Source organism: Candidatus Cardinium hertigii (assembly GCF_003788695.1).
In genome coordinates this window covers 101271-123651 of record NZ_RARA01000025.1, presented here as the reverse complement: position 1 = coordinate 123651, position 22381 = coordinate 101271, and the positions used below count along the sequence as shown (strand labels likewise).

The following is a 22381-nucleotide window of genomic DNA, read 5'->3' as shown; positions in this document are numbered from 1 at the left end:
AAACGCGCCTTGAACAAATATGTGACTTTTAAAGCTACTTTTTTTGCTTGATCAAAAAAAGTAGCCAAAAAAAATCAAGCGCTGGTGAAAAAACCTCAACGCTAATGCAAAAAGTTACGAAAAGGTGGTTATCATATCTTATTTTTTTTATCTTATTAGGGCAACCATTTTTACTTGTTTTCCCTTGTATATCCCATATATCCCATCCACTTTCTTTTTACGATTATATAGAACAAATCTACCAAAGACAAAATTTTACAGAGGAAGAAGATTTTGAATCCATTAAAGAAGCACTTCAAGAAGCATATGCTACACCATTAGACCTCAATCAGGTAAGCAAAGAAGCATTGGCAGCATTAGGTATTTTATCTAAAAATCAGTTAAATAATTACTTCAATCATATAGCCACTACAGGTCCTCTTTATTCTAAATACGAATTGCAAGCTATTCCTGATTTTGATTTAACTACCATCGCATTACTATTACCCTTTATTTTCGTTTTAGAAAGCTATAGTATTCCATCAGACAGCATATGGGAGCGTATTGCCAAAAGTGAAACTAATTATTTTCTTTTTCGCTATGCGCCTGCATTCAACGCAAATATTTCTAAAAAACATTTGGGAAATCTGGACCAATGCACCACTCAACTTTCTCTACAAAATAATAATGACTTGGCACTAGGTATTACTGCTAGAAAGCAAGCAGGAGAAGCATTCTGCTGGGACCATGCTAAACATCTTTATGGATTTAACCTATGGTCTGTTTTTCTTGCAATAGAATCAAAAAAATATTTTAAACGAGTAATAATAGGTGATTATCAAGTTGGATATGGACAAGGGCTTCTATTAAGCGCAGGCTACTCTATGGAAAAAGGGGCTGATATAACCTCTATCATTCGTTCTAATAATATGGGTATTTGCCCCTATAAAAGCATCAGACGCATTGGATTACGTGGTATAGCCATCACATCAGCTTTAGGGCCTTTTGAATTAACAGGATTTTATGCAACGCATAATCTAGATGCTAAAATAGAAGAGGAGCAAGGAAATATACGCTATACCCACAGCATAGATCAAATAGGTAAATATGACACGATCCATAACCTAAACAAAAAGGGAACCGTTAATGAACAAGTTATTGGTTGTACGTTACTAACACACGGTAATAAAAACCAAAATAAAAATCAAAACGAAGTGGGCATTATACTATTGTATAATCATTACGACACGCCCATTATTCCAAAAGAAAGTATTTTTAGCGATCATTTGTTTTATGGACAACGCGCTGTAGCAACTAGTTTATTTTATCGCTTGCTATGGAAAAATGTATTATTATTTGGAGAAGGGGGCATTACTTTTCCTGATGCTACTATTGCAAATAAGCACAATGAAAAAGCACTGATTATAGGGTCAATTATAAGCCTCTCTTCTTATTTGGATCTTACCTCTGCGCTATACTATTATGGAGAAGGGTTTTACAGTCCCTATGAAAATGCCTTTAAACGCTATACCACAGACAATGCAAATGAAAGAGGGTTTTATGGAGGGGTTAAGCTAACGCCTTTGGCCCGTTGGCAAATATCAACCAGTGGCCACTTTTTTTCCACTTTACGCCCTAGGACCCAGTTGGCAACAGCGGGTTATGGACATATTTTTACGACGCGCTCCAGCTATGCATTAAATCGTGAAACGATATTGTTGATACAACATAGATTTAATAAAACTCCAAAAGATAAGTTAAAAAAAGGGCAAGATACCATAGCAATAGGTGAAGAAGAAATTAGCGCAGCTTATAAAAACAGTATCAAGCTTAAAATAGATCGCAAACTTTCCCATTATTGGTGGACAAATATAGAAACGCAATATACGCATCATAATTTTTTAGAACATACCCATCATGGATATGCACTAGCTAACACCCAGAAATGGAAAAGCAGCATATTTCAGTTTTCCTGTAAAATCATCTATTTCAATGTCCAAGATTATGCTGCTCGCCTCTACTTCTATAAGCCAGCTCCGCTCTATCATGGAACACGCTTTCAGGCTTATTGCGGAAATGGCATAGCTGTTAATGGGTTAGTATGCTGGAAACCCATTCGATTCATTCGCTTGGAATTACAATATATCTTTATGCATTTGTTCAATGCATTACCATTAACCATGCAAAAGAAAATGACAAAGAAAAAGCACCCTAACGTTTCTACTGCAAATAAGCATGCAGGAACGATACAATTTATACTAAATTTTTAACTCTATACTTCTGTATCCGTTCAGTGGTGTGGCCTATGCGTATCCGTATTCGTACCAATTAGAAATTGGCACCCGTTCAATCGTGTATCCTATACGTAATGTATTATTTTTGTTCACGTTCGTACCTAGCAATAGCGTAATAAAGTGTATGTAATATATACAATATATTTATATACCTGAATGTCAATTATAATAATTTTTATTGCACAACGTAAAAATTTATATCAAAATGTTTATAATAATTCCAAATTACATAATAAGCTATTAATCAACAATAAAAAATTTATTTTTTTGTGCGGAATGTCGAATAGATACAAAAGATTTGCTTTTTATAGAAAAAATTAGAAGATTGTACTTCTAAATGATGTAATACATGAACATGAAACTATTGGTTCATCAGGAAAAGTAACATTAAAAATAACATAAACTTTAAATATTGATTATATGGTTTTAATAATTATTATGCTATTTGCATCATGCTTAATGATAGGGGGATGCCAAAAGCATACTCTACAAATAGATCAGGCGCAACAGCCCAGCACATCGGCTGCAATTGCGTTAGTGGAGCAGGTTACAACTCAGCTTTCTTCTTTAAGTTTAGGCGATATGAAGCATCTTTTTGAGCAGATAGGCGGTTTTACACCACAGCATTATAATGATTTAGAGGAAATGTGTAAGCAGTGGGGTTCGACATCTATCGGCAATATGCTGCAGCGGCTCCATAAGGCACAGCTTTTAAATCCGAAAAATTTTGAGCAGCTGGAAAGCTTTAGCAATAGCAATAGCAATGGCGATTTTATGATTTTCGATTTTATTTTTGAGACATTGGATAATGTGCCACTCCTAACACAGGATAATTTTACCATGCTGATGGAGTTTATGCCTGCTAAATGTGATTTAGCAATGTTTCAATTGACCCTTGATAAGATGGTCCAAAACAATATACTGAATCAAAATAATCTTCATAAAATCCTAGCGTATAAGGGCGACTTGATTGCATTATGTGAGTGCATTATGTTTATTCATGAATCTCTGAATCAAGCAGTTTTTGATCAAGTGATACCTTCTTCTGCTTGTTTTAATGCGGTTAATTGGCCAAGCGGAGTAGAAACTTATTTGCATAAAATAGATGATGTGTATAAAATGAAGAATCTGTATGGGGAAAGAAGGGTCATGTTCAGTGCATTATTGTCTGTACTTGGCATATTGCATGAAAGAAAAATTTTTACAGAAAGGGCTTTTAAAGCACTTTTTGCAGCATGGCAGGTGTGGAATGGTTATCCTTATCATAAGGATGGTGTTTATGAGGCTTTAAATGAGGTATTATCTGATTTTCAATATTTGTTAACAGAAAGTACTTTTACTACTTTAATAAATGCATTTTCGGACGTTTTAAAGAGCGTTAAACTAGGTCGTCCTGTTATAGGAGGAAGAGCTATTCCTCAAGAAAAAGTAACAGTAACTTGTGGTTCAAGTAAAAGGAGCATGGTGCTTTATGATCCCCGGAACGATCCAAGCAGTTTTGATATGCGAGATAGTTTTATAGAGCTGCCATCTATTATAAGAAAGCTATTTACTACTAATAAGCAGTTATTACAGGAGGAAGCTAATTTTCGAAAGGTTATAAACCTAGCTAGTGGGGGAAGATTATCTGAATTGGAATGGATGAAAGGCCTCATAGATATATGTACGCCAGATATGCTTAAGGTTATGCTGCACCTTGATCAATATCATAAAAATGTTGTTACTCGGGTTGTGAACTTATTTTCAGATACTGGCTTATTGTCCGAGGGTAACCTTAAGGCATTTTTAGATTTAAAGAATGCAACTCAATGGTCAGCTGCACGGAGTATATTGAAAATATTGCAAGAGGCTGGGCTACTGGCTCAGGTTAATGTGGATATGCTTTTTTCTTGTCAATTTAAGTCCAAGTTTCTTGTTTATAGAAGGAGTATGCGTTTTATTCATGATGAACTTAATAAAATTAAAGCTGATAAAATTACGCAAGATCAATTTGAAAGTATAATTAAGCAATTCAAGTCAAGTTAGCTAATCTTGATGCTGCTCTAAATAAAAGGACAGATAGGCAGCTTCAGGAAACTAATGTAGGACGGAATAGCGTGATGGATGATAAGCAAACTCCATATCATAAAAATGCGCCTTGAACAAAGCTGTGATTAGAAAAATTCAGTCTGAGAGGTAATAGAAAATCAGCCTGTTTGAGCCTACTCTTCGTCTTTGAAAACTGGCTATGTTCCGCTTCGGGATTCAGCGTACTTGGGGTCCCCATGATGTATGTACATACATCATGGGGCGAACTCGCATAGTAAGTACTATGCTGCGTGCGCTTCACCCTCGCGCGCCTTGCCAGCAATTTCCTATTGCAGCGGCCTCATACGAATAATATAAAAATAGGCCTATTAAAAATAATTTCTGATATATAGCTGAATATTTACTAATAGTACTGGTAATCATTCTGATAATACTTTTGTAATACTATGCGTATCAAAATATATACATTTAAAAATCAAGGGTTATTTTTTATAAAAAAGTGGATACATGGGTAATACTGCTTATATGTTCCCAGGCCAGGGATCACAATATAAAGGAATGGGAAAAGAATTATTTGCACTTTTCCCTAATGAAACACAAAAGGCCAGCCAGTTGTTAGGGTATGACCTTGTAGAGGTATGTGTACATAACCCAAATGATCATTTGCATAATACAGCATATACGCAACCAGCTATTTACTTTATAAGTTGCCTATCTTATCTCAAGAAAACTGAACAGCAAACTAAAAATTATCCTGATTTTGTGCTTGGCCATAGTTTAGGAGAATACGCCGCTTTATTTGCGTCTGGAGTATTTGATCTGTATACCGGTCTTAATCTTCTACAAAAAAGAGGGGCATTAATGTCCAAGATAAATAATGGGTCCATGATGGCTATAATAGGACCAAATGTTTTGACCATACATCAATTATTAGAAGACAATGATTTGCCTAATATAGGGATAGCTAATTTTAATAGTTTTGAACAAATTGTACTAAGTGGGAATAATCACGATATCATACAGGCTAAAACCATTTTAGAACGCCATAATTATAGATGTATAACACTTAAAGTAAGTGGCGCTTTTCATTCTAAGCAAATGGAGCCAGCCCGTGTCGAATTTATGCGTTTTTTAATGCATTTTAAATTTAATGCTCCTAAAATCCCTGTTATTTCTACCACTACTGTTTCACTTTTAGAAGAAAAATATATACTAGAAACGCTCGGTTTTCAATTAGTAAAGTCAGTAAAATGGGTTCAGTCTATTCTATATCTTCAGACACTTGCCGTAGATACATTTATTGAATTAGGACCTGGTAATGTACTAAGTCGTTTAAATAGCCATATACTTAAATAGCAGCGACCTTGAAAAACTGTGATACGCATTTTTATAATGTATTTTATAAAAAAACTGAAAGTCAACTATTACTTAACTTAAAATTATTTTTTACATGTAGTCATTTTAGTATATAGAAACCAGTAAATCATTTATATTTAATATAATGTTCATCCAGAAACGCGTTAGATTAGGGCAGACCTATAGTCTATAGGACTATTTGGATTAGTGTTTTATTTTTTATCTTTTTAGTACGTCAGAGAACGATGCAATCATAACTAAAACAAGTGCCACTATTACCTAGCATACTTTCGCATCCGTTCCGATAGAATCAGTTTCTTCCTATAAGCTTTTATTTTAAGCTTACGGACATGGTTATAAATAGGTTTTGCTATGCGTATTGTTTTGAATGGTCTTTTGGGGTTACATTGTTATGCTGCGTTCATACTACTTTTGTACACCGCTATCTATGCTGGATCTTGTAAAAATGCAGCAGCTTCTAGGGAAATTGGCACTACGTTTAAAAATAAAAAAGGAGATAGCCAGCACCCTAACGACCAAAAGGAAGATCAAGAAGACGTAACAAATGAACTATTATCCGAAAACCATACGTATGAGATTTTAAAAGATAACCTAGAAAAAAAGCATAAACCACATGTTAAACCAAGTTTTACGCTAAAAGATCTTACGATAGAAAGTGGAACTGTACAATCCATGACCTTATCGGTAGCAGGCATGGCAGAAGACTATATCGTCAAATCTGTTTCTATAACAAAAAATGCAACTACCTCTTATGTAAAGCAATTCGGATTGAATAATATTAAAAATCAACCAGTACCCTCTTCTGGATTGACATTTACCTTAATAGCAAATCAAAATCTAAAACCTGGTGCGTACTTATTAACCCTTACCCTAGGGAAGGTAGGAGTGGGTAGTAAAGCAACCGTACAATTGGTAAGCTGCACCATTACTATCCCTAATAACCATGACTGCAAAACAGATGCTACTGTACCACAACCCAAATCCTCCCCTCCCACCCTTCAGCACTGTTCAACGCAAACAATAGAACCAGAAATATCAATTAATAATGAGGTAATAAAAGATCACAAAGAAGAAAAAGAGCCCATAATAGATCCCGCAATACCTACCCAAAATTCAAATCCAATTGAATCTACCATGGCATTAACCCAACCTACTGACAAATGTCATGCACCTCTCTGCCACTTTTTCAAAGAAGATGAACCAAATATAAATATAAATGCGGTATGTATTAAAATAGGAGAAAGTATTACTATTCCTTACTATATAGAAGATAATCAAATGGATTACAAAATAAAAAGTGTACAAATCATTAAACAAGGCAATCAAAAATCTTCTTATAAACAAGCATTTGGCTTAGATCATCTTAAAGAAACAACATTTTCAAAATGTATACATTTATGTCCTAAAATCAAGACAGCAGGCATATTTTTATTGATTATAAAAATACAAAGACCTGGTAAACAGCCATTACTGGTTTCAAAATGCAATATAACGGTTTGTAAATAGCCTAAGCAGCTTTTTTCATAACCGTCTCTTCGTCTTTGAAAAGCTGGCTGTGCTTTACCCCACCAGATGTATCTGGCGGGGATCCCTGTTCCGTTTCGGGATCGCGCGCCTTGCCAGCTTCCCAAATCTATTGAGTAACCGTAGGAGCGATATTTGATTTTTTTGTTTTTTTGTCTTCCTTTTCAGTATTTTTTTTCACAAGCGCTTTAAAAAAAGAAGTATTAAAAAATGTAAATGGCTGGACCTCTAACGGCTGTCTGCCCCTGTCTGCTTTACTGCCTAATAGTGTAATAATGTCACTATGTAAATTATTTTGTATAGCCAGCTGCAAAGCTGTTTTTCCATTTTTATTTTTGTGGTTTACATTTATGCCTTTTTGAATTAAAAATTCAACTAATACGCCATTATAATTATCACCGCAAGCCATATACAATGGCGTTTTACCTTTTTTATTGGCATGATCTACCTCGGCACCGGCTGCTATCAACAGCTTACATCCTTCTAGCATATGACTTTTAGCTGCGAAATGTAATGCTGTGTTGCCTGCTGCATTGGTAGCATTGACGTTAGCACCTTTTTGAATAAGGTAGCGCATAGCAGCTATGGCCTTCTCTTTAGTTGCAAAGTGTAAGAGGGTATCTTCTGTTTTATCTAATTCTGTTTTATCTAACACGTCTCCTTTGTCAATAAGCAGCTTAATTACCGCCGTTGCATTACGGGAAGCTATAGCTACATGCAAAGGAGTCCAGTTATGTTTATCTATACTATGCAATGCCCCATGATTGATTAAATGGCGTACAGTAGCGCTGTTGCCTGTAGCAGCGGCTAAATGTAAAGGTGTTCGTTCAAGTCGTTTTTCCTTTACGTTAATCAGGGCATTATGTGCTAGCAACCGTTCTACAGCTTGCGCATGCCCTTGACAGGCAGCCAGATGCAATGGTGTATAACCATGTTGTGTGTCTTTGGCATTGCTATTGGCCCCTTTTTGAAGCAGTAACTTGACTAAAGCTGTATTCCCTTGATAAGCTGCTAAATGTAAAGGTGTATAGCCATATGTAATACGGAGTTTTGCATAAGGATTCTTGATATATCCCATGTAAACCTCTATATGCAAAGGAACAGTACCCTTTTGGGTGAGTTGATTAACAGAAATGCCTGCAGCAATACCTTCCTCTACTTTCTTAAGATCCCCCTTACAAATAGCATGTAACCATGCCCTATTGCGCTGTACCGTATGGTCTACAGGAACGCAAGCATTGTTTTTCGTATAATTATTTTCCCATAAATCATCATCTAGATTATGTTCACATCCACACCTGGGCTTCTTTCGTACAGCAGCATGCAAGAGTGTATGGTTTTCTTTGTCCTTAGTGTGCAGCGAAGCTCCATTTTCAAGCAAACAAGTTACGGTATTTTGGCAGGTGTCGGTATTTTTAGCATGATCTAAGGGAAAAAGATCGAAATGGGCTCCCTGCTCAATCAGCAGCTCCCTTATTTCTTGAAGCATATTATGCCTAGCAAAATCCATCAGATAACCATATGCTGTTTTAGCATTGACACGCGCTCCATGGTCTATTAAAAGTTTAAACATATTATAATCAGATGAAAGTGCAGCATCCAGTATCGTTAAGCCTTCTATAGGATCGCTATCATTAACAGGAGCGCCTTGTTTTAAAAGCCACTTTACCAATGCTATATCTCCATGTCTTACGGCAATTTCCAAAGGGGTTGCATAACTTTGCAAGAGAGGACCATCCCATAAATGGCTATTCAATACAGCTCCATGCGCTAGCAATAAGGTAGCCATTTGCCTATTTCCCTTAGCGACAGCAATATGTAAGGGAGTTCCGTAATAGTTATATAAAAGAAGTTTTTCCTTCCTTGGAAGGAATTGGCAATGCGCCAAATCACTTATATCGGCGCCTATTTTAATGTAATGTTGTTTTAGGCTTTCTAACGCTTCTTTGTTTTCAAGAGGGAAATGGGGATTGACCATGGCATTCATATCGCCCCCCCCTTCAAGGAGCCATTTAGCCATTGCTAGCTCTCCTTTGTAGACTGCCCAATGCAAAGGGGTACCTCCATATGCATCCAATTGATTTAGAGAAACCCCTGTAGCAACAGCTGCTGCTACCTCTTTTAGATTACCCTGTGAAATAGCTTGAAATAAGCTATTATCAATAGCTAATAGCTGAAAATTACCGACCCCAACCATCCAGCTATAGAGCAAAAGCAATATACGTAAGATGTGGTTGATGTTTTTATTGGTTTGCTCGTGCATGATTTTGGCTATAAATGGGGATATGCGATATTAAACATGCATAATTTATGCATTAGATGTTAAATACAAAATAGTTACAGCATTGTTTAAGTTAGTTTTTATTTTTTAATTAGGGAATTACCAACGTAAAACAGGCATAACATCTTTATATGTTTGATTAACCTCTTTTTTTGCAGTAAGAAGGCCCAATTCCTCTATACGCTATAGTTCTGGTATGGTTTGCATAATGGTACGCATGTCTCAGTTTGCAAACCCATCTTTGGCGTAGAGAAAAAAAATGCACCTTAAAGCTTACCATGCAGTATTGGTTGCAAATGATGCATTATTTTTTATAACTTTAGCTGCATAAAAATGCATATGACTTACTTGTAAAATATTATTCACCCTATTATATTAAAAGAACGTAAAGAAAATTTCCCATTCATTAAATGTTGTATAACCATGCTTAATCAATATGTAACAAAAATAGTCAAAGCTTATAAATTTATTTTTTTGTGTTATATGGCGCATTGTATATGCAGTTGTGCCAATCAATATCAAATGATGTTTCCTTTCCAGCAGACATATCAAGCTGTTCAGCAACCAGTAGCAGGTACGGAGGTTGCTAGCTGTTGTTACGCTTTATTTACAGCAGCAGAAAAAGGCCATGTATCATGCGCTAAGTGTTTGTTGAAACAAAACCCAGCACTTATAAATGAAAAAGACGTGGAGGGGTATACTGTTTTGCATTTGGCTGCCCGTAATGATCGTATTGATTGTTTAAAATTTTTTTTGAATCTAAAGCCAGATCTTATAAATGAAAAAAATCATCATCATGAGACCGCTTTGCATGCTGCTATGCGCTATAGTAATTTTGAAAAATACCAGTGTTTAAACGAACACACAGATCGTAACAGAGAAACAACTAGGGATCGAATGATTGAGGCGTTAGCGTATGGCGGTTTGGAGTGTCTGAAGATCTTACTAGAAAGAGCACCAGCACTGATAAATGAAAAAAATAGATGTGATGAAACTGCTTTGCATTTGGCTGCTCAGTTTGGTCGTTTAAAATCCTTGGAGATTTTAGTTGACAGGGCACCAGCACTTATAAATGAAAGAGATCGTTCAGATGACACTGCTTTGTGTTGTGCTATTAGGGGGGATGTCATTGTCGATTTCCAGGAAATCTTAATTAAGAGGCGAGCAGAACCTATATTTCCTTTCGCTAATCAATTTAGCGGTTTAAACCGTTTAAAATGCCTGGAGATCTTAGTTAACAAGACACCACCAGCACTTATAAATAAAAAAAATAAATATGGTTACACTGCTTTGCGTTATGCTGTCAGGGGTGATTCTATGGATTTTGTAAGAGTTTTGCTAGAGCATCCTCAAGCCTGCATATGGATAAATGAAACAGATGATCAGGGTAAAACTGCTCTGGATTATGTTATCAGTTTTGGGAAAAAAGTGTACGTGGAACTATTACTAAGTAAAAGGGCCAATATAACACCTTTTGCTTTGTATTTCGCTGCTAAGGGTGATAATAATAACAGTTATTGTTATGGATCCTATGAAGATGTTTATAAAAAACGCTCAGGGCATCAATTTGATTATTTGAGAATTTTATTAAAGGCTAATCCATCTTGTATAAATGTAAAAGATCGTATGGGTCGAACGGCTTTGCATTTGGCTGCTCAAGATGGTCATATTGATGCTTTGTGGACTTTGTTGAGGTTGAATCCAAAACTTCTTATAATAAACGCAAAAGATCATAATGGTAAAACTGCTCTAGATTATGCTATCATTAGTGGGGAAAAAGAGTGCATAGAGCTGTTAAATGATGCCGCTATAGCAGAAAGAAATAGCAATGCGGATGAAGCAATGGATGTGGATGAAACAATAAGTGAAATAAAACCGGAACCAAAATCACCGAATATAGTAGATCCAGAAGCCCGTATTGAGTTAGGGGATAACGCACAAGAAAAACTAGCTGCTCTAAAAAGAAAAAGAAAAATGAGAAAAAATGCTTTTGAGGATAATAAGCTGCGTTATTATTACTGTCCAAATGATACGTCTAAGGGTAGTTATCAAAAATTAAAAAAGGAGAGCGCTTGGTTAGATGAAAAATTTGATGATTTTTATAATGAGTTTTTCTCAAAAGAGAAAACCTATAAAGATGATTTGGTAGAAATTCAAAAAATAGACCGTGAAGATTCACGTGTGTCATTACGTAATCAAGATAAGCTGGTAGCAACAAAATCCATTCCAGCATATACTGTATTGGGTATTTACGTAGGAAAATATTTGTTCACAGATGACGAGACTAATAGCATTACGCTTTCTAAAGATATAGAGAAGGAAATGGATTATATGCGAGAGCGTGGTGTATCATTTAAGAAGTGTAGTAACCTTTCTGGGAAGCTAAACAATTATGGATTTAATGTTCCCATGCCGGGAACATCATCTATGATGGTAAGTGGCTATGGACGGGGAAATCCTTTGATAAAAATCAACGCATATTATGATTATAGGGGTGATCCTCAACTCGAGGAAGAGCTCAAAAAGAAGATAAATGTAGAATCACACTGTGTACGTTCTAATCAAATTCATGATGGTTATTTGCCGTTTGTATTGTTATATACCAATAAAGATATCCAAGCTGGAGATGAATTCTTACTAGATTATGGTAAAGATTATTGGACCACCAAGGAATGCTTAGATTTGACAAACTTAGAAGAAGAAGAAGAAGGAATATTCTAGTTAATAAGTTAGTTTCCGTTCAGTTATGTGGCCTATACGTATCTGTGTTCACACCAATTAGAAATAGCGCAATAATACTAGATCGTAAAAAATGCGCCTTACTGAACGGATACTTGATGGGAGGCAACTAAAAATATTTATTGTAAAAATTCTGAATCAATATAGGTTTCGGCAGTTTTTCAATTGCTGTACTATTAAATAAGGCTAAATTAAATATATTGAATAGGGCTTGGCCTTCTTTTAGGAAATCTAAAGTCGCTTGTATTTTATGAAATTTTACAAATAGCTCCTGGTGGGTTAGTAAATGCCTTTCTTCTTTTTCAAAAGTGACAATAGCTATATGATGATTTTTAGCTAAAACAAGCAAAGGATCATCCATTTGATCTAGGCAAANTGCCAAATATCACTTTTTGTACGTTTTTTCATATATAACCCATCTTTGTGCTGCACAATTACATAATCAAAATAACGTTTTCTTTTATTTAATGTATTGGTTTTAATAGGCAATATTTTTTGCTTATTTGTCTGAAAAGCAATACAATAATCCTTAAAAACGCAAGTAGAGCACAAAGGAAATACGGGCCTGCATTGCAAGGCTCCAAAATCCATAATCGCTTGGCTATAGGTATCGGGTTGTAGCCGATCCACTAATATCGATGCCAACTGATGAATGTATTTTCTTCCCTGCGCAGTGCCTATGTCGTTTGTTAAGCCAAACAAACGGGCTAATACCCGGTAGACATTTCCATCTACTGCAGCCACTACTTCTTTAAAAGAAACCGCAGCTATTACTGCAGCTGTATAGGGTCCAATCCCTTTAAGGGCAAGTAAATCTCGATAACTGGCAGGAAAAACGCCTTTGTATTTTTCCACAATGGTTTGCGCACAATGGTGTAAATTACGTGCTCTACTATAGTAGCCCAAACCTTGCCATAAACGTAGAATTTCTTGTTCTGTAGCATTAGCTAATGCTACAATAGAAGGATAGTGCGCTATGAAACGTTCATAATAGGGCAATCCCTGCACAACTCTTGTCTGCTGTAGTATAATTTCTGATAACCATATTTTATAGGGATCTTTAGTAGTACGCCAAGGTAAATAACGTTGATGTACTTTGTACCAAGCGCATAATACTTTACGAAAAAGCGTGTGGTCTATAGTAGTAGGTAGCATAATGAATAAAAAGCTGAAAACGTAATTTATTTTAATATATTTGAATATTTGAAGGCATAATGCTTACATGCACCCACCATCTGACCTTATAAAAAGTGTGGGAAAGCGTAAGATCGTGTGTTTGATGCATCAAATGCAGTTAAATAATCGAAAATACAAAAAGAAGTTAGTTGTAGATAGTTACTGAACATTTTGTTGGTATAGAAAAAAAATACAGCTAACAGGTACAAAATTGAAAAACATATAGTATACCATGAATTTAAAATTAACCAATCCACTTGCTTTTTTAGATTTAGAGACTACCGGTACGGATGTGGTGAATGATCGTATAGTAGAAATCGCGATTATCAAACTTATGCCCAATGGTGATCGTTTAACGCTTAACAAAAGAATTAATCCAGAAAGAGATATTCCTATAGAGGCTAGCTTAATTCATGGAATTAAGACTGAAGATGTAAAAAATAAGCCGACCTTTAAACAAATAGCAAAGGAACTGATTACATTTTTAAAAGGAGCAGACTTAGCTGGTTTTAATCTACTTCGTTTTGATGTGCCCGTACTGGTGGAAAGCTTTCTGCGGGCAGAATTAGATTTTAAGGTAGAACATCGCAAAATTGTAGATGTGCAAAAACTTTTCCATTTGATGGAAAAAAGAACTTTAAAAGCAGCCTATCTATTTTATTGTCAGAAGGACCTAACAAATGCCCATAGTGCCATGATAGATACAGAAGCTACTTTAGAAATATTGATAGAACAAATAAAAAAATATAAAAATCAATCTGTAGTGGATCCTTTAGGCAATGTATTAGGCGTAGTAAAAGATGATATAAAAACATTACACAACTTAACGACTACCAATATGATCGATTTTGCAGGTAGAATAGTGTATAACGAGCAACGTTTACCCGTCTTTAATTTTGGCAAACATAAAGGCAAAGCAGTAGCAGAAGTGCTAAAGCTAGAGCCTACGTATTATAATTGGATCCTCCAAGGAGACTTTCCTCTAGATACCAAACGTAAACTGACACAAATTAAAATAGGTGTAATGACCTAATAAAATTTTATATTGCCTTTGAAAAAATTTGCAGATGTCCTCTTACCACTTCCCCTTAAAACATTAACCTATTGTGTCCCCTATCTATATCAAAATAGGATAGATGTAGGCAGTGGTGTTTTAGTACCATTACGCACAGGAAAACTCTTCCTTGCTATTGTGATTAAATTGCATAGTGAAGTCCCTGCTTACCCTACAAAAGATCTACTAGCCGTAATTTACCAAGAGCCACTATATCCCCCTCAACAATTAACCTTTCTAACGTGGATAGCTAATTATTACTTATCCCATCTTGGTGAGGCCTTGTCAGTTGGATTACCTAAGGCATTAGACTCGCCTAATAATATAGTTTTTCAAATAAGCCCTTCTAGTGATACAAACGCAGAAACAGAAACTGAACAATTTATCCTCACTTCTCTACAAGCTAGGCCTCTATCGTATCGATCCATTATGCATGTAGTAGGTCAAAAGGAAGCCAATAAAATATTGATGGAACTCCTAAAAAAAGGGCTGGTAAAAGCAATGCCAGCCATAAACATACATCAAATTGATCATAGCATAACGTACCTTACCCTCTCTCCTACCATCCATCCAGATCAAATAGCCAAGCTTTGTTCCCGATCATTAAAACAACAAACGCTTGTATCCTATTTTGTACCAACTGAAGTTACTGCTACAGCAAAGGTATATGCTTCTAAAAAAGAGCTTATAGCCTTAGGGTACTCCAAATTGGCTTTATACTCGCTATTAAAGAAAGGGATTTTAATTGAGTATACACCTTTGTCTTTTTTTACTACCCCTAGACATCCTTTAGCCATTTTAACAGCAGTACAACAAAAAGCACTTATTGAAATTCAAACACAATTTACAGAAAAAGCGGTAGTCCTACTGCATGGAGCCATAGGAAGTGGCAAAACAGAATTGTATATGCATCTGATACATATGGCATTACTGGAACAAAAACAAGTATTGCTCTTAATACCAGAAATAAGTTTATTGACCCATATGGTAGAACGTATAAAACCTTTCTGGAAGGAATGGTTGGTGGTTTACCACTCTAAGCAATCTCCTACAGATCGTTTAAAAACATGGACTTCTGTGCTTAATCAACCCACGTTGGTTGTAGTAGGCACACGTTCCGCCCTCTTCCTCCCTTTTAAGCAGCTGCAACTCATTATTATAGACGAAGAACACGATAATGCTTATAAACAGACAGATGTTAGACCCGCCTATCATGCACGAGATAGCAGTATCTTATTGGCTAAACAATATCAAGCAAAAGTTTTACTAGGTTCCGGTACGCCTTCTATAGAAAGCTATTATAATGCCCAATCTGGAAAATATGGACTCGTAACCTTAATGAAAAGATTTGGAGAAAATAGCAGTCCAAAATTATTTTTTATTGATCTCAAAATAGAGAAAAAACGAAAGGCCATGCGGGAAAATTTCTCTTTTACCCTACTATCTGCCCTCCAAAAAAATATTAAAGAAGGTGGTCAAGCCATGATTTTTCAAAACAGAAGAGGATATGCTCGATATCTTTTATGTGAATCTTGTGGATGGGTACCCTGTTGCCGCTCTTGTGCTGTGAGGCTAACCTATCACCAAAAGGCAAATCATCTGCTTTGCCATTATTGTGGCTATGTAGCGCTTCCTTTTAGAGCATGTAATAGTTGTGGATCTACCCAGCTGCATAATATAGGTTTTGGTACAGAAAAATTAGAAGAAACACTAAAATTTATTTTTCCAGAACAAAAAATTGGCCGAATGGATTTCGATAGCACACAAAAAAAAGATGCTTATCGATCTATTTTAAACGAGGTCAACTTTGGATCAATAGATATTTTAGTTGGTACCCAGATGATTGCAAAAGGACTAGATTTTGCTAATATCCATCTGGTAGGCGTATTAGATATAGATGGATTACTTTACTTTCCCGATTTTAGATCAAACGAGAAATGCTTTCAACTCATTACGCAATTGGCAGGCAGGGCAGGCAGACGCAATCACCAAGGAAGCGTATTTATTCAAACGGCACAGCCTCATTATCCCTTATTTCAGCATATATCTAATAATGACTATCAAGCTATGTACAAATCTGAATTGGAAGAAAGAAGAAAATTTTCATATCCTCCCTATGTTAAACTTATTAAACTAACCTTAAGCTGTATAACAGAAACTACATTAAAATCAGGAGCCATTGAACTTAAAAAAACATTAGAAAAAAATTTTAAAGGAATGGTCATAGGTCCACAAGAACCATTGATTGGGAAAATTAGGCATTACTTTTTATTAGATATATTTTTAAAAATACCAAGCAGCAACCTCCATACCTTGCAAATAAGAAAAGAGCAGTTAAGGGCAGTTTGTAAAGAGGTATTAGGTAAAAGTCTTTACAAGAAAATTCAAATTTTATTTGATGTAGACCCTATATAACAATTTGATGTAGACCCTATATGTATCCGTTCACTCAATGGCGTCAACTTAAGGTTTAACTATTATTGATAACCAAGTAGAATAGGATATTTTTTTTTACATTTGCTACATGGCTTCTTATTTAGCGAGTAAATTCTTTTTTTATTATTTCATAAAAAAGTGTATGATACATTTTTTTATGCAAGAGTTTTTAGGGGAAAATTTTATTTCGGAAATTAAAGATAAATTGTATTGAGCCATATTTCAGACTATCCATTCCAAAGGCGGCCATATGTTCACACCCAGAAGGAAACTTACTTTTTCAATAGTATTTTCCACTATTTTAAAGCTAGTTAAGCGAAGTTTAGGCATAGNNACTGGATTTAAAGAATTATTGGAAGACAGCATCCGCATAGCTTACCAAAATGATCCTACCTATGGCACATGGAAGGGGTACAGACTTATTGCAGCAGATGGTTCTTCCCTTCGTTTACCTGCTTCACCCGAAATCATATCGAGGCCGTTGCAATAGACAATTAAACTTATTCATGAATAGTCCATTTTCCCCTTATTCAGAAAATCGTTAACTTAAGCTTTTAAGTGTTTATTTTTTTAGCATTATTATTAGTGTATAATTATGGCAATCCAATCAAGTGGTCAATTAGGTTTAGCAGATATTTCAGCAAGTAAACGTAAATGTAAACATACCTTTTTTGATCAAATCACCAATATAATTGATTGGTTATCGGTTGAAAAAGAACTTCGCCTTTATTATCCTAAAGGTTTACGTTTATCTGGCAAACCCGCCTATAGTCCCTTACTTTTATTTAAAATGCTCTTACTTCAGACATGGTATGGACTGAGTGACTATCAAGTAGAAGAAGAAGTAAACGACCGTATAACTTTTAGCAGATTTTGTGGTATTTCGATGGACAGTTCGGTTCCCGACCATAGTGTATTAAGCAGATTTAGGACTGTCCTTACAAAGAAGAAGGCACTAGAGAGGTTATTGAAAAACATTAATAATCAACTATCTAATCATGGTGTATTAGTGCAACATGGTGCAATTATCGATGCCTCTATTACACCTACTCCTAGATGTCCTAAAGGGAAAAAAAGCTATGATCTACATGCAGATGGCAGTATAACCGTATCTGAAAGTTATCAAAAAGGAGTAGATCCAGAAGCAAGTTGGTCTAAAAAAGGTCCTAAGCTATATTATGGCTATAAACGGCATATACTTGTAGAAAGTAAAGAAGGATTAGTGCTAGCCGTCAGTACTACAAAGGCATCTAGTCATGATAGTGGTCATTTAGAGGGCTTATTAGATAAAGTAAACTTACCACCAGGTAGTAGGGTATATGCAGATAAGGGCTATAGCGGCTCACCTAATGAAATATTATTAAAGAAAAAAAAGTTAAAATCAGCTATTCAGAAGAAGGCTACTAAGAATAATCCCTTATCAGTTACCGCTAAGCGGTTTAATAAATTAATAGCTAAGACTCGTTATAAGGTAGAACGTGTATTTGGTAGTATAAAAAATTGGTTCCGCAGTTCGGGAGCCCGCTATATAGGTATTGATAAAATGCATACACAACATCTTATGGAAGCAATAGCTTATAACTTATATAGGTCCCCAAATATCATTTTAAGAGGTTGCTAGGGAAATGGTCTATCCAAAATGAACTAAAAGCATCTAAAAATCAATAAATAATGATATTCTTACTGCCATAACGTCAAAAATGGCAAAAAATAACAAAAAATAATACTGGAAAAATAGAAAAAATTACACTGTCGGTCTGTTGCAACGGCCTCTCTTTGATAGAGTGTGCATACGAGCTAAAGTGAAAATCCGACCCGGGCGATTATATAGTCGTGACAAGGTGGATAAACCTAAACGGCATCATGTCTTTAGGAGGGTGTGCTAATCATGAATTCCCTTAAGTTGACGCCATTGAGTGAACGGATACGCATAGGCCATATCACTGAACGGATACACATAAACTTGCAAAGTTCTTTTTAATAGGTTATATTTGGGAATGAAATGTAAGGTTAGGTACTTTAGGTACTACATACTTGATCTTATCTTTTGTGCTTTTAAGTAAAGTACAATAGGCGATAAGCCCTTGTACATCCTAGTTTATAACTGGTTATGAGTAAATTAATGGAAGAGGGGTAAATTTATTTTTATCAGGTTTACAGGAATAAACTAAAGTACATCAATTAAAAATTAAAAGTAGTATTTATAGTAGAATAGCAGAAAAATGAATAACATATTNTGCTTTAGAAGAAAGGGATTATAAGAAAAGAATTGAGTTATGCCTAAAAATTATAGATAATATTAGGATACGAATAGAACAGCTAATAGAAGATGCTACTAAGGAGAAAAAAAATACTGACCAGAATACTGACCAGAATACTGACCAGAATACTGACCAGAATACTGACCAGAATACTGACCAGAATAAAAAACAGCTTTTGAATACTTTGAATACATGGAATAGATGGGTATCTCATCTAAAAAAATTTAATAATGCAGTTTCCAATCTTAATATTATGTTGAATCAAATAAGATTTAGGTTATCTCAGTTAAATGACCTAGATAAAGATTATCTTAATAATATTAATAATAATATTAATAATAATATTAAAGCAGTAGAAGATTTTCAGATTCAATCTGAAAGCCGTAGTAAAGTAAAAGATGTTAAAAATAAGATAAATGGGCATATATTAAACGTTAATGAGTGCAAGGAATCCGTATTGAGTAACGCTAAGTTAATTTTGAAACTGTTAACAGAAAAAGCTCCTCTCACAGAGGCATATTCGTCAAATATATCCAATACAGCTACAGCTATTCCACATGTTAAAAGCCCACCCTCTGGTGTATCTTTATTTTCCAGTCATTCAACTAATCATGCTGGACCAAACGAAGTAAACCAATTCGGAAGCTGTCTATTGCAAAATATGGATCCAGACAACCCAAATGCTATAGCAGAGGTTCTTAGTTTGGTATCAGAAAGTAAAATGCAAAAATCACTAGGCCATATTCAACAGGGAGCTGCTCACTTTCAACAGGGAGCTGCTCACTTTATGAAATCGGAGGCTTTAAAAACAAAAGCAATGTCTGTGGCACTTCAAGCAGGTACGCCTACAAAACAAAAAAAAATATTAAATGATCCAGTAGCGCGTTTGTTTGTGACAAATACGTTGGGAAATGCGTTTGTACCAGCACAACTTCCTGCGAAGGACCATTCAATGTTGCAGAATGGACCAGTTTTACCTCTTCAAGTAGCAAGGCCCTTTGGATATAATCAAAGTTCACAAAATCAGCCTGAACTAATGCGTCATTTAACAAAGCCGTTGGAGACTTCAACTCCCATAGCAAGTAGGAATGGTTCAACTTCTAATGGATCAGCACCACAGTGGGTAGTTGTAAATGGACAGAGGGTTCCAAACTTTTTACCCACCTCATTTTTTCCAAGAGAACACGCATAAAGAATAGCAACAAATAAAAATTTCCTAACTAGAAATTTTTGAAAGGAGAAGGTTATATAGCTTTTAGCCTCCACAGAGGCTAAACAGCTTTTTTTATGCTTAATTATAAAGAATATCTGTTTACAAGTAAAAGAACATATATGTACAAGTATTTTAAACGTAATGTAACATGAAATATCATATACAAAATAAATTGATAATTCCTTGCTTGTACCTTTCTACTTTAACATTAGCTGGATGTAATAATGTCAAGTTAAATATGAATAGTGGTACCCCGATCGTAAATACGCTTTCTAACAGTGCTACCGTTGTACAAGTGCCTTCTAGAGAAACTGTAACTTCTGATATGATGGATAACATTACCACTACCTTAGCTAGCATCCATACGTTAAAGGAGCAATGGAAAGTAGAGCAAAATAAACACTTACAGTTGACAAACACACTAAAGATTGATCCCAAAAGTAACCAGTGTATCAGTCGATTTGCAGCAGAATTGGAGCTTATCGATAAAATAGTGTTACTTCAGAAAGGATTATATCAAATAATTAGCAAAAAATGTTCCTTAAGTAAAGAACAATTAGCTCTGTTAGAGAAACAACAGGAAGAAGTACATTACCTTGTTAAGCTTCAGTCCGATCGTATGAGAAAGCGAAAAAGCGAGCAGAGTAATAAAAAGGAAAAAAATAAATACAATAAGTTATATACAGATTTTCAACCATTTGTAAATCAACTTAGCGTAATCATAAGCACACAATTACGTCCTTTGTTGAGGGCTATGAATAAGGCATTAAGCCAGCAACCTGTACTAAATTTGAACGACCAATTAGCTCAGCAGCAAGAAGCATATGCCGTATTAAAGCAGTTGGCACAACAAGTTGCTAAGGGGAGCCAATACCATAATAAGAAAAGTAGTGCTCAGACATTGCCTACTGTTTCCCTTCCGTCAACATCATCTTGTCCAGTAGTTGATTCCATTTCAATTCCTTTATCTTCGGCGTTACCTGTAGATCGTGCTACAAATAGTTCACTTACGCCAGATTCAGCTCAAGTGGAGTTAGTGTCCATACAATCTGCTATGGATGCAACCACTGCATTACCTTCGGTTTCTTATTCAAATTCAAATACTTTTCAGGGTAGCCAAGATTTATTCCCTATATTAATGGAAATGCGACCGGAAAAAAGAGATGAAGTTACGCTAATAGCACAAGCTGCATGGTACCATAAAGCTATGTATCATCACGATATGGATCGAGCATTATACTATCGAGCTACTACTAACATACAACAAAATATATCCACACCTATTATTCAAGAAATAGATGAAGAAATGGATAATGAGCATAATCAAGACAGAAACATTTGATACAGTTTTTATATGTATCCGTTCAGTCAATGGCGTCAACTTAAGGTTTAAGTATTATTGATAACCAAGTAGAATAGGATATTTTTTTTACATTTTCTACATTGCTTCTTATTTAGCGAATAAATTCTTTTTTTATTATTTCATAAAAAAGTGTATGATACATTTTTTTATGCAAGAGTTTTTAGGGGAAAATTTTATTTCGGAAATTAAAGATAAATTGTATTCAGCAATATTTCAGACTATCCATTCCAAAGGCGGCCATATGTTCACGCGCAGAAGGAAACTTACTTGTATCCGTTCAGTGGAGTGGCCTAAGCCTCTATAATCTGGGAAAGATTATGGAAAGGATTTAGCTTTTGTTGCTTCCAGGATAGATAGAGAGAAATTATCCTTTCCAAAAATCTATTTCCCCGGTATCCGTTCAGTCAATGGCGTCAACTTAAGGGAATTCATGATTAGCACACCCTCCTAAAGACATGATGCCGTTTAGGCTTATCCACCTTGTCACGACTATATAATCGCCCGGGTCGGATTTTCACTTTAGCTCGTATGCACACTCTATCAAAGAGTTTCTGAAAGCTTTTAGTTGAGCACTTCCCAATCAGCACTTGATGCATTTTTTGACACATCACACCAAACAAAACTGAAAAATTCAAACGATACTCATTTATTTTCTC

The 22381-nt window shown here is 35.4% G+C and carries 14 protein-coding genes and 3 pseudogenes (1 of these 17 running past the window's edge); 14 read left to right on the top strand and 3 right to left on the bottom strand.

The window, feature by feature from the left end; all coding sequences use genetic code 11:
- Window positions 1-104: 104 nt before the first annotated feature.
- From EDM02_RS03700 to EDM02_RS03685, 4 genes are all read left to right on the top strand, one after another.
- On the top strand, window positions 105-2249 hold the full coding sequence (locus tag EDM02_RS03700; RefSeq protein WP_123663180.1) for a hypothetical protein: 2145 nt from the start codon (window positions 105-107) through the stop codon (window positions 2247-2249).
- A gap of 444 nt (window positions 2250-2693) precedes the next feature.
- Window positions 2694-4298 carry a hypothetical protein gene (locus EDM02_RS03695; protein ID WP_148053562.1) on the top strand — a complete coding sequence of 535 codons (1605 nt, stop codon included), beginning with the start codon at window positions 2694-2696 and terminating at the stop codon, window positions 4296-4298.
- A 510-nt stretch (window positions 4299-4808) separates the two neighbouring features.
- A complete protein-coding gene (gene fabD / locus EDM02_RS03690) occupies window positions 4809-5657 on the top strand; it encodes an ACP S-malonyltransferase (protein WP_123663177.1) in 849 nt (282 codons plus the stop codon).
- A 372-nt stretch (window positions 5658-6029) separates the two neighbouring features.
- Window positions 6030-7184 carry a hypothetical protein gene (locus EDM02_RS03685; protein ID WP_123663175.1) on the top strand — a complete coding sequence of 385 codons (1155 nt, stop codon included), beginning with the start codon at window positions 6030-6032 and terminating at the stop codon, window positions 7182-7184.
- A gap of 127 nt (window positions 7185-7311) precedes the next feature.
- On the opposite strand, the gene EDM02_RS03680 is transcribed toward EDM02_RS03685, so the two are convergent.
- Complete coding sequence (locus EDM02_RS03680) at window positions 7312-9465, bottom strand: ankyrin repeat domain-containing protein (protein ID WP_123663173.1); 2154 nt, start codon at window positions 9463-9465, stop codon at window positions 7312-7314.
- Between the two features lie 501 nt (window positions 9466-9966).
- Between EDM02_RS03680 and EDM02_RS03675 the strand changes: the two genes are divergently transcribed.
- Window positions 9967-12204, top strand: coding sequence for an ankyrin repeat domain-containing protein (locus tag EDM02_RS03675; RefSeq protein ID WP_184891131.1), 2238 nt, complete (start codon window positions 9967-9969; stop codon window positions 12202-12204).
- A 384-nt stretch (window positions 12205-12588) separates the two neighbouring features.
- Here the strand turns inward: EDM02_RS03675 and EDM02_RS03665 are convergent, their stop codons facing one another.
- Complete coding sequence (locus EDM02_RS03665) at window positions 12589-13377, bottom strand: A/G-specific adenine glycosylase (RefSeq protein ID WP_123663167.1); 789 nt, start codon at window positions 13375-13377, stop codon at window positions 12589-12591.
- A gap of 253 nt (window positions 13378-13630) precedes the next feature.
- Here EDM02_RS03665 and EDM02_RS03660 point away from each other — a divergent pair, with 253 nt between their 5' ends.
- The 8 genes and pseudogenes from EDM02_RS03660 to EDM02_RS05690 all read left to right on the top strand — a co-directional run bounded on the left by EDM02_RS03660 (window position 13631) and on the right by EDM02_RS05690 (window position 22029).
- Window positions 13631-14431, top strand: a complete 801-nt coding sequence (locus EDM02_RS03660) for a 3'-5' exonuclease (protein ID WP_123663165.1) — start codon at window positions 13631-13633, stop codon at window positions 14429-14431.
- Between the two features lie 18 nt (window positions 14432-14449).
- Window positions 14450-16867 (top strand): replication restart helicase PriA, encoded by a 2418-nt coding sequence (gene priA, locus EDM02_RS03655; RefSeq protein ID WP_123662520.1) that lies wholly within the window; start codon window positions 14450-14452, stop codon window positions 16865-16867.
- A gap of 238 nt (window positions 16868-17105) precedes the next feature.
- Window positions 17106-17366: pseudogene (locus EDM02_RS06020) on the top strand (IS4-like element ISWosp8 family transposase); the annotation flags it as partial.
- A gap of 117 nt (window positions 17367-17483) precedes the next feature.
- A complete protein-coding gene (locus tag EDM02_RS03645; RefSeq protein ID WP_123663161.1) occupies window positions 17484-18509 on the top strand; it encodes an IS5 family transposase in 1026 nt (341 codons plus the stop codon).
- A gap of 139 nt (window positions 18510-18648) precedes the next feature.
- A complete protein-coding gene (locus tag EDM02_RS06015) occupies window positions 18649-18774 on the top strand; it encodes a hypothetical protein (protein WP_260214974.1) in 126 nt (41 codons plus the stop codon).
- Between the two features lie 550 nt (window positions 18775-19324).
- The gene (locus EDM02_RS03640; RefSeq protein WP_148053561.1) at window positions 19325-20341 is read left to right on the top strand and encodes a hypothetical protein; all 1017 of its coding nucleotides are present in this window, start codon (window positions 19325-19327) and stop codon (window positions 20339-20341) included.
- A 169-nt stretch (window positions 20342-20510) separates the two neighbouring features.
- A complete protein-coding gene (locus EDM02_RS03635) occupies window positions 20511-21704 on the top strand; it encodes a hypothetical protein (protein ID WP_148053553.1) in 1194 nt (397 codons plus the stop codon).
- A gap of 154 nt (window positions 21705-21858) precedes the next feature.
- Complete coding sequence (locus EDM02_RS05690; RefSeq protein ID WP_221179587.1) at window positions 21859-22029, top strand: hypothetical protein; 171 nt, start codon at window positions 21859-21861, stop codon at window positions 22027-22029.
- Between the two features lie 130 nt (window positions 22030-22159).
- Here EDM02_RS05690 and EDM02_RS03630 read toward each other — a convergent pair.
- Window positions 22160-22381: pseudogene (locus EDM02_RS03630) on the bottom strand (IS4-like element ISWosp8 family transposase); the annotation flags it as partial.
- Window positions 22378-22381: pseudogene (locus EDM02_RS03625) on the top strand (IS4-like element ISWosp8 family transposase); its annotated part runs 543 nt beyond the window's last position; the annotation flags it as partial. The pseudogenes EDM02_RS03630 and EDM02_RS03625 sit on opposite strands and share 4 nt — an antisense overlap.

Bases quoted from the DNA above. Each gene is read 5' to 3' on its own strand.
- EDM02_RS05690 (WP_221179587.1), top strand. From the start codon at position 21,859: ATGATACATTTTTTTATGCAAGAGTTTTTAGGGGAAAATTTTATTTCG.
- EDM02_RS03675 (WP_184891131.1), top strand. From the start codon at position 9,967: ATGGCGCATTGTATATGCAGTTGTGCCAATCAATATCAAATGATGTTT.
- EDM02_RS03660 (WP_123663165.1), top strand. From the start codon at position 13,631: ATGAATTTAAAATTAACCAATCCACTTGCTTTTTTAGATTTAGAGACT.
- EDM02_RS03680 (WP_123663173.1), bottom strand. From the start codon at position 9,465: ATGCACGAGCAAACCAATAAAAACATCAACCACATCTTACGTATATTG.
- fabD (WP_123663177.1), top strand. From the start codon at position 4,809: ATGGGTAATACTGCTTATATGTTCCCAGGCCAGGGATCACAATATAAA.
- EDM02_RS03700 (WP_123663180.1), top strand. From the start codon at position 105: ATGCAAAAAGTTACGAAAAGGTGGTTATCATATCTTATTTTTTTTATC.
- EDM02_RS03635 (WP_148053553.1), top strand. From the start codon at position 20,511: ATGAAATATCATATACAAAATAAATTGATAATTCCTTGCTTGTACCTT.
- EDM02_RS03695 (WP_148053562.1), top strand. From the start codon at position 2,694: ATGGTTTTAATAATTATTATGCTATTTGCATCATGCTTAATGATAGGG.
- EDM02_RS03685 (WP_123663175.1), top strand. From the start codon at position 6,030: ATGCGTATTGTTTTGAATGGTCTTTTGGGGTTACATTGTTATGCTGCG.
- EDM02_RS03645 (WP_123663161.1), top strand. From the start codon at position 17,484: ATGGCAATCCAATCAAGTGGTCAATTAGGTTTAGCAGATATTTCAGCA.